Source organism: Desulforamulus aeronauticus DSM 10349, assembly GCF_900142375.1.
In the GTDB taxonomy this organism is placed as follows: Bacteria; Bacillota; Desulfotomaculia; order Desulfotomaculales; family Desulfotomaculaceae; genus Desulfotomaculum; species Desulfotomaculum aeronauticum.
On the sequence record NZ_FRAR01000010.1, the window covers coordinates 81,477 to 94,861 of the forward strand.

The following is a 13,385-nucleotide window of genomic DNA, read 5'->3' on the forward strand; positions in this document are numbered from 1 at the left end:
AAACTCTTATCTAAAAAGAGAGGCATTTAAAACAATAAAAATATGCGTCGCAGGGTGAGGTGTTATCCATAGCCAACGACTTTGTTTTGAAGGATAAATGAAAGGTTAGTTCGGGTATGGTGTTATCCACGCTCAACTCCGTACTCCGCGTCGACAACACTAAGACTCACTACGGGTGGAATTAGGGTCGCCTCAATTCAACCTCCTGTTTCAGTTCGGCTAGCGCGCACGTCCTGTGCGCGCTCCCCTAATTCCACCCTCCGTTCGTCAAGTGTTGTTCACGACGCTCCGCAAGTCGTTCGCTACGGATAACACCATACCCTGCGACGCATTTACTTTTTTCTTTTTAGCTAATTCAACTCGGTTTACTCTTTGTTTTTACCACAACCTGCCGCCCCTGAATTTCTAATCTACCTTCCGCAAATAGCTTTACCGCTTGGGGATAAAGTCTATGCTCTTGTTCCAGAATTCTGGCAGCCAGGGTTTCTTCCGTATCGTCGTCTAATACCGGTACCGCAGCCTGTAAGATAATCGGACCGGTGTCCATTCCTTCATCCACAAAATGAACTGTACAGCCCGATATCTTTACCCCATAGTGCAGCGCATCCCTTTGACCGTGCAGTCCTGGAAAGGATGGAAGCAAAGCGGGATGGATGTTCATAATGCGGTTGGGGAATGCCTTTAGCAGTGGTTCACCCACCAAACGCAGATAGCCCGCCAAACACAGAAGTTGTACTTGGAACTGTTGCAGGATACGGACAATGGCCTGCTCATACTCCTCTTTGTTGGGATAGTCCTTTACCGGCACACTGTAAGCAGCAATCCCCGCAGCTCTGGCCCTTTCCAGGGCATAGGCTCCCGGCTTATCGCTGATCACCACCACAACTTCCGCTGGAAGCAGACCTGCCTGGCACTGATCTAGTATGGCTTGCAGATTAGAGCCTCGTCCTGAGGCTAGGACACCTATACGTAGTTTCTCCATTACAAGTGACCCTCCTGTGTTGTCAAGGGGACGGTTCTGTTGACACATTAACCGCGAATATACTCCACACCAGGGCTTCCCGCTACCACCTTGCCAATTAGATACGCCCGCTCACCCTGGCTGGCTAATTCCTGCAGAATATTTTCTGCCTCCAGGGCAGGAACCACCAGTACCATGCCGATGCCCATATTAAAGGTGCGCAGCATTTCCGCCTCGTCGACCTGGCCAATTTGTTGAATTAGCTGAAATATCGGCAATACCGGCCAAGCGTCACGGTTCAGTACCACCTTAACACCTTTAGGCAAGACGCGTGGAATATTCTCAGTCAGCCCGCCCCCGGTAATGTGGGCCATCCCCTTGACAGTGTATTTTCCCAGCAGGGGTAGCATAGCCTTCACATAAATCCTGGTGGGACTTATTAATTCTTCCCCCACGGTACAACCCAAAGCTTCCACAAAGGTAGCTATCTCATACCCGGCCACTTCCAATAGAGCTTTACGAGCCAGGGAGTAACCGTTACTGTGCAATCCCGAGGAGGGTAAGCCGATTACTACATCTCCTGCCCCAATGGTGCTGCCGTCAATGATTTTTTGCCGATCTACCACACCCACCGCAAAGCCAGCGATGTCGTACTCTTCTTCGCCGTAAAAGCCGGGCATTTCCGCCGTTTCTCCACCAATCAAGGCACAGCCGGCCTGACGGCAGCCTTCAGCCACACCGGCTACAATGTCGGCTACCCTTTCCGGTACCAGCTTACCCACGGCTAAATAATCCAGAAAGAACAAGGGCTCAGCACCCTGCACCAAAATGTCATTGACACACATAGCCACGGCATCAATACCAATGGTGTTGTGTCGGCCCGTTAGCTGGGCCACCCGTAGTTTGGTGCCCACCCCATCGGTACCGGAAACCAAGACCGGTTCTTGATATTTCTTAGTGTCCAGGGCAAAGAGCCCGCCAAAGCCACCCAGATCGGTCAGTACGCCTGGCCGAAAGGTGCTGCGTACCGCTTGCTTCATTAAAGATACGGCTCGGTTGCCAGCTTCTATATCAACCCCTGCACTGGCATAGGTGAGGGGCTGGGATTTTGTTTCTGTCATCGGTACACACTCCCCTATTCCAGACTAAACTTAGCATTATCCTTAGACCGGGGCACTTCCACTGGGTAATTACCGTCAAAACAGGCCGTGCAAAAGTAATCTTGCTTCGGGGTAAAGATGTCCAGAAGTCCTTCTATACTTAGGTAATGCAGGCCATCGGCTTGAATGGTCTGCTTGATTTCCGCCAGGGGTTTTTGTGCAGCAATAAGTTGCTGTTCATCGGAGGTATCAATACCGTAATAGCAAGAGCGCAATACCGGTGGCGAGCTAATGCACAGGTGTACTTCCTTAGCTCCGGCTTCCCGTAACATAGCCACCAACTTCTGACTGGTGGTGCCCCGCACAATGGAGTCGTCCACCATCACCACTCGCTTACCCTCCAGCACTTCCCGAATGGCATTGAGTTTTAACCTTACGCCAATCTCCCGCATCTGCTGAGTAGGTTGAATAAAGGTACGGCCGATATAACGATTTTTCATTAACCCTTCTTCAAAGGGAATACCCGATTCCTCCGCATAACCTCGGGCCGCAGCCACACCGGAATCCGGTACAGGAATGACAATATCTGCCTCCACCGGATACTCTCTGGCCAACTGACGACCCATTTCCCTGCGTACCCGGTTCACATTAAAACCGTCCATGGTGCTGTCCGGGCGGGCAAAGTAAATGTATTCAAAAATACAATGAGCCGGGTTTTTAGCTTGCAATCCTTGGGTGGAGCTAAGACCTTCCCGATCTATACGAATGATCTCTCCGGGCTCAATATCCCGAACAAAGGTGGCTCCCACCGTGTTTAAGGCGCAGGATTCCGAGGCCACCACATAGCCCTTGTCCAAACGGCCCAGACAGAGCGGCCGAAAGCCATAGGGGTCTCTGGCCGCATATAATGCATCTTCGGTGATAACTAACAGGGAATAAGCTCCTTTAACATCAATCATACATTTCATCAAAGCTTCTTCCAAACTATTAGCATTGTAACGAGCAATGAGGTTAACCAACACTTCACTATCCGTGGTGGACTGGAATACCGAGCCACTGTAAGCCAACTGCGACCGCAGTTCTGCAATATTCGTCAAATTGCCGTTGTGGGCCAGTCCGATCATGCCCTTGGCATAACGGAAAACCAAGGGCTGCGCATTAAGGGGTTGGCTGCTACCGGTGGTCGAATAGCGAACATGACCGATGGCTACATGGCCAGTTAACTTGTCCAGGCAATGACCGGTAAAGACCTCTGGCACCAGTCCCATACCCTTTTGTAGTTCCACTTGTTGGCCATTGGCCACAGCTATACCGGCACTTTCCTGTCCCCGATGCTGCAAGGCATAGAGGCCATAGTAGGTTAGCTTGGCCACATCCAAACCAGAGCCATAAATGCCGAAAACACCACATTCCTCCACTGGCTTGTCTGGTAATACAAAGGGCTCTACTGCATTAGACATGGTATCGCCCCCCGCCAGGTCTCTGCTAGTTTAGCAACTGGCAGGTTCAACAAGTTCCCACCGCAACCGCTGCAACCGGGATTCACTACATTCAGCAGCAAAGAATCACCCGCCACTTTGCCCAATTGGGTATAGGGTACGCCGGCCTCTACCATTTTCTTTACCAGTTCCACCGAGTGTTCTTGATTTATTGAGATGATAATCCGGGATTGGGATTCGCCAAAGAGCAGGGCATCCCCCCTAAAGCGACGCACCATCGTAATGTCTGCGCCCAGGTTACCAGCCATACAACATTCTGCCAAAGCCACGGCCAAACCACCTTCAGCGCAGTCGTGGGCGGATTGGATCAACCCGCTCTTAATTTCTGCTAAAACCAATTGTTGTACTTTTTTCTCTAATTCCAGATTAAGAACCGGGGCATTCCCCTGTTCCAACCCGAAATGAATCTTCAAATATTCACTGCCTCCCAGTTCCGGCAGGTTTTCGCCAAGCAGGAAAATGACATCTCCCTCTTGTTTAAAGCCCTGGGTGCAGACCTTGTTCAAATCTTCTACCAACCCGACCATGCCAATGGTAGGTGTAGGGTAAATTGCATTGCCTTTCGTTTCGTTATATAAACTGACATTACCACCGGTAACCGGAGTCTCCAGATTCCGGCAGGCTTCAGCCATGCCTTCAACGCATTGCCAAATGGTCCACATTACTTCGGGTTTTTCCGGGTTGCCAAAATTGAGACAGTTTGTGACAGCCAGGGGCTTCGCACCGGAACAAACCAAGTTGCGAGCTGCTTCGGCCACCGCAATGGCGGCACCAGTTTTCGGGTTCAGGTAGCAGTAACGACCGTTGCAGTCCGTGGTCATGGCAATACCTTTGTTGGTATCCTTTACCCGTAGCACCGCTGCATCGGACCCAGGCCGTACCACCGTGTTGAGTCCCACCATATGATCGTACTGTTGGTAGACATACTCTTTACTGGCAATATTAGGTGAAGCCAAAAGCTTCAACAGCACCTCATTGTAATCATCGGGCATCGTCAGGGCATCCACGGGGTAATCCTGTACTTCTGCTAAATAGGCCGGTTTCTCCGTAGGACGATGATACACCGGTGCCTCATCAGTTAAGGCTTTGGCCGGTATTTCAGCCACTACCTTGTCGCCTTCCTTTAGGCGTAAGAGACCATCAGCGGTAACTTGGCCCACCACTACTGAGTCTAAATCCCACTTAGCAAAGATTTCTGTTACTTTCTCCTCGGTACCCTGTTGTACCACCAACAGCATCCGTTCCTGGGATTCCGAAAGCATCAGTTCATAGGGTGTCATGCCCTCTTCCCGGCGAGGTACCAACGCTAAATCCATTTCCAGGCCGGTACCGGCTCGGCTGGCCATTTCACAGGAGGAACTGGTGAGACCTGCCGCCCCCATATCTTGAATACCCACCACATAACCAGTTTTAATCACTTCTAGGCAGGCTTCCAGCAGCAGTTTCTCCATAAAGGGGTCACCCACCTGTACGGCAGGGCGCCTTTCCGCTGCCGCTTCGGATAATTCTTCGGAAGCAAAGGTGGCACCGTGAATACCATCTCGACCGGTTTTTGCACCCACCACCATCACGGGGTTGCCAACGCCGGACGCCACCCCTTTTTTAATATCCTTTTGGTCGATGAGTCCTACACACATCACATTGACCAAACAATTATCTTCGTAACTATCAGCAAAGTATACTTCGCCCCCCACTGTGGGTACACCAATGCAGTTGCCGTAACCACTGATACCAGCTACTACGCCATCGAAGAGGTAGCGTACCCGAGGGCTGTTCAATTCACCAAAACGCAGGCTGTCCAGCACTGCAATAGGACGGGCTCCCATGGTAAAGATATCCCGCAAGATGCCGCCCACACCGGTGGCTGCCCCTTGATAAGGTTCGATAGCCGAAGGGTGGTTATGACTCTCAATCTTGAAGACCACCGCTTGTCCATCACCAATATCAACAATACCGGCATTTTCACCGGGTCCTTGCAAAATGGCAGGTCCCTCAGTGGGCAAGGTTTTTAAAGCGGGCCGGGAGGTTTTATAACTGCAGTGTTCAGACCACATCACAGCAAAGATGCCAACCTCCACATAGTTTGGCTGTCGACCCAAAATAGTCACAATTCTTTCATATTCATCGTCGGTGAGGCCCATCTCGCGCCAGATTTGCGGCTCTAATGTCATTTAGCCACACCTCCTCTGCCACTGTTGTAAAAGGGATTGAAAAATAAGTTGACCGTTGGTATTGCCTAGGATGTCTTCTGCACAGCGCTCCGGGTGAGGCATCATGCCCAGTACGTTGCCCTGTCTGTTGCAAATACCGGCGATGTTATTAACGGAGCCATTGGGATTGGCTGCGGGAGTAATTTCCCCTTGGGGATCGCAGTAACGGAACAAAACTTGCTTATTCTCTTCCAGTTGCTGGATAGTAGCTGTATCGGCATAGTAGTTCCCTTCGCCATGGGCAATGGGAACACGAATCACCTGTCCTGCCGTTGCCAGGGAAGTAAAGGGAGTCTGATTATTTTCTATTCTTAAATGGGTATCGTGACAAAGGAACTGTAGATTTTTATTGCGATGCAAGGCACCGGGCAGCAGCCCCGCCTCGGTGAGAATTTGGAAGCCGTTACAAATGCCCAGCAAGAGCCCTCCCCTTTGGGCAAAGTCAATTACCGGTGTCATCACCGGCGAGAATCTGGCCACCGCACCGCATCTTAGATAATCTCCGTAGGAAAAACCTCCAGGCAGCACAATACAATCAAAACCATCCACGCTACCCGATTTATGCCAAATGTACTCTACCGGCTGCCCGGTGACAACTTTGATGGCGTGCAGGCAGTCGGCGTCACAATTGGAGCCGGGGAATACCACCACTCCAAATTTCACGCTTTACACCTCCACCAATTCAAATGTATAATCTTCAATGACCGGATTTACCAGCAGCTTGTCACACATATCCCGAACTTGCTTGGCTGCTGCGTCTTGATCTGCTACCTCGAGGTCCACTACCATATAACGGCCAATGCGAACCTCCGGTACATTTTGATATCCCATGGCATAAAGTGACTTACGGACCACACCGCCCTGCGGATCAAGAACACTTTTTCTAAGGGTAACGTAAATTTTGGCTTGGAACAACGCTAGTACCCCCTTTTTTGTGTTAAGCTTATAGTTTTGCTATTCTGTAAATTGGCTTTTTTAGATTTTATTTCAAAACTTTCTTTCCAAAGTGTAAGCCGGTTTTTCTTTTTCTTTCCATCAACTTATTCTTACCATTAATCGTAACAACTAGGTACTAATGGCTAAAGGTTCTAAATCGGCCCTACTCTCCACCGAGCCGCTTTAGCACTTCCTGATACGCATCTTCTACTCCGCCCATATCCCTGCGGAAGCGGTCTTTATCCAGTTTTTCTCCAGTGGTTTTGTCCCAGAAGCGACAGGTGTCGGGGGAGATTTCATCAGCTAGCAACACTTGACCATGGTGTAAGCCGAATTCCAATTTGAAGTCAATGAGGTCGATGTTGGCAGGAGCTAAAAATTCTCGCAGAATATCGTTTACTTGCAGGGAGATTTCTTTAATGATAGCCATTTGTTCCGGGGTGGCTAAATTCAGTGCAGCAATGTGAGAAGCGTTAATGAGTGGGTCACCCAGTGCATCATCTTTATAATAATATTCAAGAACCGTTTTCGACAGAAGCGTTCCTTCCGGTAAACCTACTCTTTTGGCTAAACTGCCAGCCACAATATTTCTTACCACTACTTCTACCTTGATAATTTCCACAGCTTTAACAACCATTTCACGGTCATTAATCAATTGCACAAAATGAGTGGCAATCCCCTTTTCCTCCAACATTTTAAAGAAAACAGCAGATAACTTGTTGTTTACCACGCCTTTGTTATCAATGGTGCCTTTTTTCTGACCGTTAAAGGCCGTGGCGTCGTCTTTGTACTCCACCCAATATAAATCGGGGCTGTCGGTACGATACACCTTCTTGGCTTTACCTTCATAAATCATCTCTAACTTCTGCACAGGAACTCCTCCCTCTTTTGAGCGGTGAGATGGGTGAGAGTAAGACTTAGGTTGTTAAAAATCTAAGTCTTACCTTATTACACTCACCTTATTTCTACATAGATTTAGACTCTATAACCCAAACCTTGCATAAATATCGTCAATATGGCCCAAGTGGTAGCTGTAATCAAAGAGGCTTTGTAATTCTTCGGAAGTGAGTTGTTGTTTGATAGCTGCATCGGCTTCCAGTAATTCAATAAAACGAGTGCCGGTACGCCAAGCTTCCATGGCATTACGCTGCACCAGTTCGTAGGCCTGTTCTCTGGTTAATCCCTTGTCTACCAAGGCTAGCAATACTCGTTGGGAAAATACCAAGCCCAAGGTTTTTTCCAGATTACGCTTCATGTTCTCTGGATACACCAGAAGTTTTTCCATAACGCCAGTAAATCGGAAAATCATGAAGTCCAGAGCGGTAGTACTATCAGGAATAATCACCCGCTCGGCAGAGGAATGGGAAATATCCCGTTCATGCCAGAGAGTCACGTTATCCAAAGCTGCCATAGCGTTGGCCTTCACCACTCGGCTGAGCCCGGAAACGTTTTCAGCGGTGATGGGGTTACGCTTATGAGGCATGGCCGAGGAACCCTTTTGTCCCTTATTAAAATACTCTTCCACTTCTAAAATATCTGTCCGCTGCAGGTTGCGAATTTCAGTGGCAAACTTATCCAGGGAGGCGGCAATGACAGCCATGGTGCAAAGATAATCGGCATGTCGATCCCGCTGGAGAATTTGGGTGGACACCCGGGCGGGTTTTAGCCCCAGCTTGCGGCAAACATACGCTTCGATGCGAGGATCAATATTGGCATAGGTTCCTACCGCACCAGAGATGGCCCCAACACTGACTGCCTTAATGGCCTGCTCCAAACGTTCAAGATTACGTTCCGTTTCAGCCACCCACAGCAGCATCTTTAAACCAAAGGTCATGGGTTCGGCATGGATACCATGGGTTCGGCCAATCATCAGAGTTTGACGATGTTCCTTGGCCTTTTCCAGTAACACCTCACGGAGACGCTGCAAACGCTTTAGGACATGTTCACCGGCTTCTTTCATACGAACACATTGCGCGGTATCCACAACATCAGAAGAGGTTAGGCCCATATGGATGTATTTAGAGTCTTCCCCAACGTTTTCGGCCACACAGGTTAAAAAAGCAATGACGTCGTGCCGGGTAACTTCTTCGATTTCTAAAATACGTTCTACGGTAAAGTAGGCCTTGGCCTTAATGTTTTCTACCGCTTCAGCCGGAACCTGACCCAGTTCCACCATGGCTTCGCAAGCAGCAATTTCCACATCAAGCCACTTTTGAAACTTGTTTTGATCCGACCAGATATGTTTCATTTCAGGTAAGGTGTAGCGATCAATCATGGAATCGGTTCCTCCGTTCATATGAACTATAACTATTTATTCGTCTCGTGCCCTATAGGGTATAAGTAGCCTTCAACACCTAGCTCCTTTAGGCGTGCATCCTTTGCTTCTACTTCCCGAGCCAAATCCTCTTTAAGCTGTCGAAGTTTGTTTGCCAATGCTTCATCCGCTGTGGCCAGTATTTGTACTGCCAGTATGGCTGCATTTTTCGCCCCGTTAATGGCTACCGAGGCCACAGGAATTCCTGGCGGCATCTGGGCAATGGAATACAGAGCATCTACCCCATCCAATGCACCGGATTTAACCGGCACCCCAATCACGGGTAGTATGGTGTGAGCCGCAATAACGCCAGGCAGGTGCGCTGCCAAGCCAGCAGCAGCAATAATTACCTTGAGGCCTCTGTCTTCAGCCGTTCTAGCATAGGTAGCTGTTTTTTCTGGTGCCCGGTGAGCAGAAGAAATGGTTAGTTCATAAGAAATCCCCATCTTATCGAACAGCTTGACAGCGTCTTTCATCAAGGGCAGATCAGAGTCACTACCTAGTACAATACCAACCTGAGGATTCATCGTTCAAACCTCCTAAACTTATTCTCCACCTAAGAAAACAAAGCGAGCAACAATGATGACAAAGAGCAGATACATCATCCAGTGAACCTCTTTAGCCCGGCCGGACAACACTTTTAAAATAGTGTAGAAAATGATCCCAGCAGCAATACCGTTGGCAATATTATAAGTTAAGGGCATTAAAATCAGTGTCATAAAGGCAGGAAACCCTTCGGCAAAATCATTAAAATCGATTTCACTGATAGCAGATACCATCAAAAGTCCGACAATGATTAAAGCAGGAGAAGTGGCGGCACTGGGAATTAAACCGGCCAGCGGTGCAATAATCAGCGCCAGCAGGAACATCACACCGGTGGTCACAGCGGTCAAACCGGTACGTCCTCCTTCGCCTACACCGGCAGCACTTTCTACATAAGAAGTTACGGTACTGGTACCCATAAAGGAACCAAAGGAAACACCCAGTGCATCCACCAGCATAGCTTTACCAATTTTCGGGGACTGACCATTCTTATCTAGCAGACCCGCTTTGTTGGCGGTTCCTACTAAAGTACCGAAGGTATCGAACAGTTCCACAAAGGTAAAGGTAAATACCACTGTCCAGAGACCCATTTTCAAAGCACCCATAATATCCAGATGGCCTACATATAAACCACTGAAATTAGGCATGGAAAAGGGGGTGAAATTTTCGGGGATGACGGTAACTCCCATAGGGATACCAATCAGAGTGGAAATAACAATACCAATTAACAGGGAGCCCTTTACTTTTCTCGCCATTAGAATAGCAGTGATGACTAGGCCAATAATCGCCAACATGGTAGAGGGGTTATGGAAGGAACCCATGAAAATGTTCCATTCGAAGAAATTTAGGGTAGCTACGCCGCCATCCTTCTGTAAGGCTTCCAGGGTAGGAGGAATGACGGGACCCGCTTTAATAATGGTAATTTCGGACATTTTTAAACCAACGACGGTGATAAACAAGCCGATACCAACAGTAATAGCCCGTTTTAGTGAATTAGGAATGGCCACCATCAAGATTTGACGAACCTGAGTTATTGTAAGAATAAAAAATATAATACCAGAAATAAATACGGCTCCTAGTGCAACTTGCCAGGGCATACCCACTCCCTGAGCAGCCACTGCAGCAAAGTAAGCGTTCAGACCCATGCCGGGAGCCAGTGCAATGGGGAAATTAACAAACAGACCCATGGCAATGGTAACAACACCGGCTGCCACAGCGGTGGCAAAGAACACTGCATTCTTATCCATACCGGTTCCGGCAAGGATATTGGGGTTGAGGAACAGAATGTAGGCCATGGTCATAAAGGTTGTTAGGCCTGCCACAATTTCAGTTCTAACTGTGGTTTTGTTTTCTTGGAGTTTAAATAACTGTTCCAACACGTGATGCTTCCTCCTTAGAATAAAAAAGATAATTTCGGTGTACCCAGTGTTCCTTGGTTTTTCCAGGTTATTATTACCTCTTACATTTTTTCCATACAAACAGAGGATGTAACAGCCATCTAAGAAAACCAAAAAAACCCAGAACGATAGATTCCAGCTCATCAGAGTGAAACCTACCGCCTGGGCTTTTATCCCTATCGGTGTAGCGTAAACGCCTGTACCGCTTGGACCAAACCAACCCCTCAGAGGCTGTGGAACCCTAGGTACACTTTCCCTCCGTAGTCCAGCAATTACGGTTGCCGGGTAGAAACGCTCAGGCCAATTCCCAAGCATATACGGAAAATATTCAATTTGCACAACCCAATAGTAACAAGACCAAGAACGTTTGTCAACGAGTTAGGACAAATTTTTACAATTTACAAATCGCGGGGCATAGAAAATAATATTGTCGCAGGGGATGGTGCTATCCATACTAACTTTTCAGTTATTATTTTCTTTTCTATACTTGCTCAGATACAATTAAATCAATAAATTGGAAATTGACGGTATCCACCAAGCCCCGGTTGGTAAGTCTTAATTCCGGCAGCACTGCCAAAGGCAACAAGGCCATGGTCATAAAGGGTGAAATTAAATGGCAACCCAACTTTTTCCAGGCCTGATCCAACTCTTCCACTAACTCTGCCACCTGTTCCACCGATTGGTCAGACATTAAGCCGGCAATGGGCAGAGGTAGTAAGGCAATCACTTGGCCGTCCCGTACTGCCACCATACCGCCACCTACCTCGACCAGCTTGTTCCCAGCCAGCGCCATATCGTTATCATTGGTACCGACCACTAACAGGTTATGGCTGTCGTGAGCGACGGTGGAAGCCACCGCTCCTGCCTTTAGGTGGAAACCCTTGACAAAACCTTTACCCATCGTTCCCGTGGCTTTGTGACGTTCAATAACAGCCACCTTGATGATATCTTGCGCCAGATCAATTTCTACTTCGCCCTGTTGTACCGGCAGCAGGCATTCACGGGCCAAGGTGCCCACCTTGGCTTCCATAATTTCCATGACACGCACCTGTACCTTGGTGGTTTCGGGGTTACTCGTGGAGACAATAAAGTCTTCCGGTTTTAAAGGTGCTGCCAGGTGCATGGACTGACGGGCAAATTCAGGATACGTTACCGGTGGCAGGTCTACCAACATACGTCCCCCTGCTGCCACCAGTTCTCCGTTAACCAAAACCTTTTCCACCTTCACTTTGGTTAGATCGCTAATGAGGAGAATATCTGCCCAGCGACCTGGGGAAATACTGCCTAAATCACGGTCCATGCTAAAGCACTGGGCCACATTAATGGTAACCATTTGGATAGCAGTCACCGGGTTTACCCCTTCCTCAATAGCCCTTTTCACAATATGATCCAAGTGGCCCAGAGATAGCAAGGTATTCGGGTGGGTATCATCACTAACCAATGTGGCGTAGCGGCTATCAATACGGTTTTCAGTAATGCTTTTAATGGTTTCTTTAACATCGTGCCAAGCAGAACCTTCCCTGAGCTGAGCATACATACCCAACCGCATTTTAGCCAAAGCATCCTCCGCCCGTACAGACTCATGGCAGCAACGAATGCCGGTGGACACATAGGCGTTTAACCCCTGACCGGTTTCTGGAATGGAAAAGTGTCCGGTGATGGTCTTGTTGGCCCCCAAGGTGGCCTGAAGTTCAGCATGAATGCTGGGATCGCCATACATTACACCGGGAAAATTCATCATTTCTCCCAGTCCGGCCACCGCTTCCCACTGCATCGCCTCCCGAATTTCATCCGGCCCCAGCACAGCACCGGCATCTTCAAAGGCGGGTGTAGCCGGTACGCAGGAAGGCATGGCTACGTAAACACGCAGCGGTACTTGTTTACCATCCTCAATCATTAATTTTATACCATCCATGCCCAGCACGTTGGCAATTTCGTGGGGGTCCATATAAATGGTGGTGGTCCCCCGGGGTACCACGCTGCGGGCATATTCTCGTACTGTCATCATACTGCTCTCAACATGGATATGGCCATCCATAAAGCCGGGGGTCAGATAATTGCCCTGACAATCGATCACCTGAGTACCCTCACCAATGGTATGGGAAGCATCTCCCACCAGAGCAATTCGACCGTGGGTAATAGCGATATCCATGTTCGGCATAATTTCCCCGGTATTTACATTAACCAGTCGGCCATTCTTTAAAACCACCTCTGCCGGTTTACGGCCCATAGCCACAAACGCCAATTCCTGTGTAACTTCCGCTAAAGAATATCTTTTTTTCATGTCGAACTCCTCCTACTGACTGATAGTATGAAAAGATTTTGCCTAAATTATCACTGGCAACTGGGCACAGCTTTAGCCAATTAGCCAATGGCCTTCATAAAAGCCCAGGCGGCAGGTCTCATCTTGATAGAGTGAAACCTG

Annotated in this window: 11 protein-coding genes and 1 riboswitch; all 11 genes read right to left on the reverse strand. The window is 48.6% G+C overall.

What is annotated here, in order from left to right:
* Nucleotides 1-355 precede the first annotated feature (355 nt).
* Nucleotides 356-982, reverse strand: a complete 627-nt coding sequence (gene purN / locus BUA78_RS06610) for a phosphoribosylglycinamide formyltransferase (protein ID WP_072912275.1) — start codon at nucleotides 980-982, stop codon at nucleotides 356-358.
* A 47-nt stretch (nucleotides 983-1,029) separates the two neighbouring features.
* Nucleotides 1,030-2,082: a phosphoribosylformylglycinamidine cyclo-ligase gene (gene purM, locus BUA78_RS06615; protein WP_072912277.1), complete on the reverse strand. Its 1,053-nt coding sequence runs from the start codon at nucleotides 2,080-2,082 to the stop codon at nucleotides 1,030-1,032.
* 14 nt (nucleotides 2,083-2,096) lie between these two features.
* Complete coding sequence (purF, locus tag BUA78_RS06620) at nucleotides 2,097-3,521, reverse strand: amidophosphoribosyltransferase (protein ID WP_072912280.1); 1,425 nt, start codon at nucleotides 3,519-3,521, stop codon at nucleotides 2,097-2,099.
* On the reverse strand, nucleotides 3,506-5,731 hold the full coding sequence (gene purL / locus BUA78_RS06625) for a phosphoribosylformylglycinamidine synthase subunit PurL (protein ID WP_072912283.1): 2,226 nt from the start codon (nucleotides 5,729-5,731) through the stop codon (nucleotides 3,506-3,508). Before purL ends, purF begins: the two co-directional genes overlap by 16 nt.
* Nucleotides 5,732-6,433, reverse strand: a complete 702-nt coding sequence (purQ, locus tag BUA78_RS06630) for a phosphoribosylformylglycinamidine synthase subunit PurQ (RefSeq protein ID WP_072912286.1) — start codon at nucleotides 6,431-6,433, stop codon at nucleotides 5,732-5,734.
* Between the two features lie 3 nt (nucleotides 6,434-6,436).
* A complete protein-coding gene (gene purS, locus BUA78_RS06635; protein ID WP_072912288.1) occupies nucleotides 6,437-6,685 on the reverse strand; it encodes a phosphoribosylformylglycinamidine synthase subunit PurS in 249 nt (82 codons plus the stop codon).
* A 184-nt stretch (nucleotides 6,686-6,869) separates the two neighbouring features.
* Nucleotides 6,870-7,577, reverse strand: a complete 708-nt coding sequence (gene purC / locus BUA78_RS06640; RefSeq protein WP_072912290.1) for a phosphoribosylaminoimidazolesuccinocarboxamide synthase — start codon at nucleotides 7,575-7,577, stop codon at nucleotides 6,870-6,872.
* A 111-nt stretch (nucleotides 7,578-7,688) separates the two neighbouring features.
* The gene (purB, locus tag BUA78_RS06645; protein WP_072912291.1) at nucleotides 7,689-8,981 is read right to left on the reverse strand and encodes an adenylosuccinate lyase; all 1,293 of its coding nucleotides are present in this window, start codon (nucleotides 8,979-8,981) and stop codon (nucleotides 7,689-7,691) included.
* Nucleotides 8,982-9,013: 32 nt separating this feature from the next.
* Complete coding sequence (gene purE, locus BUA78_RS06650) at nucleotides 9,014-9,547, reverse strand: 5-(carboxyamino)imidazole ribonucleotide mutase (protein WP_072912293.1); 534 nt, start codon at nucleotides 9,545-9,547, stop codon at nucleotides 9,014-9,016.
* An 18-nt stretch (nucleotides 9,548-9,565) separates the two neighbouring features.
* Entirely contained in the window at nucleotides 9,566-10,942 is a 1,377-nt protein-coding gene (locus BUA78_RS06655; protein WP_072912295.1) for an NCS2 family permease, read from the reverse strand.
* 259 nt (nucleotides 10,943-11,201) lie between these two features.
* A riboswitch (purine riboswitch) is annotated at nucleotides 11,202-11,301 on the reverse strand.
* Nucleotides 11,302-11,441: 140 nt separating this feature from the next.
* A complete protein-coding gene (ade, locus tag BUA78_RS06660; protein WP_072912297.1) occupies nucleotides 11,442-13,244 on the reverse strand; it encodes an adenine deaminase in 1,803 nt (600 codons plus the stop codon).
* Nucleotides 13,245-13,385: the final 141 nt, after the last annotated feature.